The organism is Serratia sp. 506_PEND (assembly GCF_001076875.1).
GTDB lineage: Bacteria > Pseudomonadota > Gammaproteobacteria > Enterobacterales > Enterobacteriaceae > Serratia > Serratia marcescens.
Genome location: NZ_JVEL01000302.1, coordinates 1 through 2,561, shown reverse-complemented (window position 1 = coordinate 2,561; position 2,561 = coordinate 1). Strand labels below are relative to the sequence as shown.

Genomic DNA, 2,561 nt, shown 5'->3' with positions numbered 1-2,561 from the left:
GTAAGCACGTGGTGAACTCACCTTGCGTTGCAAGGTGAGTTTGTGTTTTGGATTTTCAGAGGACTAACGGAAGGTATTGCCGGCGTACGGCAGCAGCTCATTCAACCGCCGGTTCGGCCACGACGGCAACCGCGTCAGTACATCACGCAACCAGGCATACGGCTCCAAACCGTTCAGCTTTGCCGTCTCCAGCAGACTCAGGATATTCGCCATTCGCTGACCCGCTCGCAGACTGCCTGCGAAGAGCCAGTTCTTGCGCCCAACCGCCACCGGACGTATCACGTTCTCCGCCCGGTTGTTGTCTATCGGTACCCGACCATCCTCCAGATAGACCAGTAACGCCGCCCATCGCTTCAACGTATAGTCGATGGCCTTGCGTATCCCCGAGTTTGGTGCCGTCTTCTGCTGCTTCACCTGTAACCAGCTTTCGAACGCCTTCAACCGCGGTTTGGCATAACGGTGTCGCCATCGTCGTCGTTGTTCTGCCGGGCGCTGCTTTATCCGTCGCTCCAGGTTGTACAGCTCGCGGATAGTGGCCAGGGCGATTTCTGCCACCGGACTGCCGTTCGCCTTGTGCTGGTCGAAGAACTTCCGACGCACATGCGCCCAGCAGCCGGCTTCCTTCACGCTACCTTCGTCGAACAGCGCCCGGTAACCGGCATAGCCGTCCACGACCAACGTACCCTGCCAGCTATCCAGCATCGCGCTGGCATAGGTGCCACTGCGGCCCGGCTGGCAGTCATACAGCACCACCGCCCTGTCTGCCCCGGCGGCGCTGACGTAGGCCCACAGATACCCCTTCTGGCTGTGACCTTTTTCGGGATTGAGCAACAGTAACGGTGTCTCATCCGCCTGCAGTACCGCTTGCTGCAGCAGGTCCTGCCGCAGGGCGTCGGCCAGTGGCTTCAGTGCCGCCCCCACCGCACCGAACCAACCAGCCAGCGTGCTGCAGGGAATATCGATACCGTGACGCAGGTAGATTTTCTGCTGACGGTATAGCGGCAGATGGTCACTGCATTTGGCTACGGTGACCTGGGCCAACAACCCCGGACCGGGCTGGCCTTTTTCGATAAGCTGAGGCGGTAAGGGAACGGTATGGACGGTTTCACAGCAGGGACAGCTGTAGTGCGGGCGCACCGTGCGATGCACCACCACCCGAGCCGGAATGTACTCCAGCCGTTCGCTCACCTCATCACGCAGGGGGCGCAGGGCGTGCCCGCAGTCGGGGCAGTCATGACTGCTCAGGTCAAGACGGACCGTTTCACGGGATAACTCTGGCGGCAATGGCTGGCGTTTGGGCGGTGTGCCAGGGAGCGCCTTGCCTGCCGGTAACACCGCCGCCAACTGCTGTTCCAGGTCGGCGGTGTCGGCATCGACATCCTCTTCCGCCAGGCTCCGCTGTTCGCCCTGGAAGGCTTCACTCTTGCGGCCGAAGCGCCAGCGACGGCCGGCCTTCAGCGCGTCTTCCAGGGCCTGGATGTAGTGAGCCTGAGCTTCGAGCAGGGCCAGAGCCCGGACACGTAACTCATGGGGATCTTGTGTGGTAAACAGCGCGTCGATATCCATATCAGCAGCTTGACATAACGGACGGTGATAATCACGTCATATCATGACGTTAACGTTTAACGTCTCAGGTTTCCCAGCCCGGCAGGTCAAGCCCCTCAACCTGTTGCCAGTCTACCCCCTTGGTCAGCCAGGCGAACTGCTCTGCCGTCAGCGGCCAGGCGGTATCCCCGGGGCGGGGCCAGGTGAAGTGGCCCTGATGCAACCGGCGGGTGCACAGCCAGACGCCGTGCTTGTCCCACTGCAACACTTTGATGCGTGAGCGTGCCTTGTTGCAGAAAACCACCGCGGTTCCCGGCGGTAAGGGCGAGGGCAAGTGTTCATCGGCCAGCCGGGTCAGGGTATCAATACCCCGGCGCATATCGGTCGGCTCACGGGCCAGCCAGATGGCATGAGGCATTAGCATAGGTTGAGCTCCGCCATGATGGCCGGCAACTGGCTGGGCTGGCAGGTGATGGAGCACCGTTTTAAATTCAGGGTAATGGCGGGCATATGCGGGTCTATGTTGGGGAGGGATAGCGGTGCCTCTTCAGGGGCAACAGTCACCGGAATAAAAGGGGGTTCAGCGGCCGGTGACGTTGGGATTTTGGTCCACTTGCCGACCCAGTTGCAAAAGGTTTTGACATTGAGATGGTGTTGCAGGCTGTACTGAGTGCGGGACAGGCCGCTGAATTGCCAGTCGGCGACATGTTGCTGCTGTTGTTGGAGGGTATGGCGAGATTTTGGCATGGGGGAACCTGCGTAGTGAACATGAGGTTCAAGCGTGCCGAGTCGCACAAGGATTAACAATGTGAGTTCACCGCGTGCTTACAGTTCAGCTGCCGGATTAATCGTTGCACGTCCTGTTGCGATGGCATAGCGGAAGATCTGATTGCAGTATTGCCTGACCTTACGGAGTTTCTCCAGTGAACCACGCTTTTCAATAAGGCGTAAAACCTCCAGCATCTCCAGAGGCAGGATCTCTGCGACAGGGCGTTTGCCCACATGAGGGAAGATAT

Annotated in this window: 3 protein-coding genes and 1 pseudogene; all 4 read right to left on the bottom strand. The window is 59.6% G+C overall.

Features of this window, described 5'->3' with window-relative positions; translation table 11 throughout:
• Positions 1-63: 63 nt before the first annotated feature.
• Positions 64-1,566, bottom strand: a complete 1,503-nt coding sequence (tnpC, locus tag ADK28_RS08350) for an IS66 family transposase (protein ID WP_048795398.1) — start codon at positions 1,564-1,566, stop codon at positions 64-66.
• A 64-nt stretch (positions 1,567-1,630) separates the two neighbouring features.
• The gene (gene tnpB, locus ADK28_RS08345; RefSeq protein WP_048795397.1) at positions 1,631-1,969 is read right to left on the bottom strand and encodes an IS66 family insertion sequence element accessory protein TnpB; all 339 of its coding nucleotides are present in this window, start codon (positions 1,967-1,969) and stop codon (positions 1,631-1,633) included.
• Positions 1,963-2,292 carry an IS66 family insertion sequence element accessory protein TnpA gene (gene tnpA, locus ADK28_RS31370; RefSeq protein ID WP_049191698.1) on the bottom strand — a complete coding sequence of 110 codons (330 nt, stop codon included), beginning with the start codon at positions 2,290-2,292 and terminating at the stop codon, positions 1,963-1,965. Before tnpA ends, tnpB begins: the two co-directional genes overlap by 7 nt.
• 81 nt (positions 2,293-2,373) lie before the next feature.
• Positions 2,374-2,561 (bottom strand): annotated as a pseudogene (locus ADK28_RS08340) (phage integrase central domain-containing protein); the annotation flags it as partial.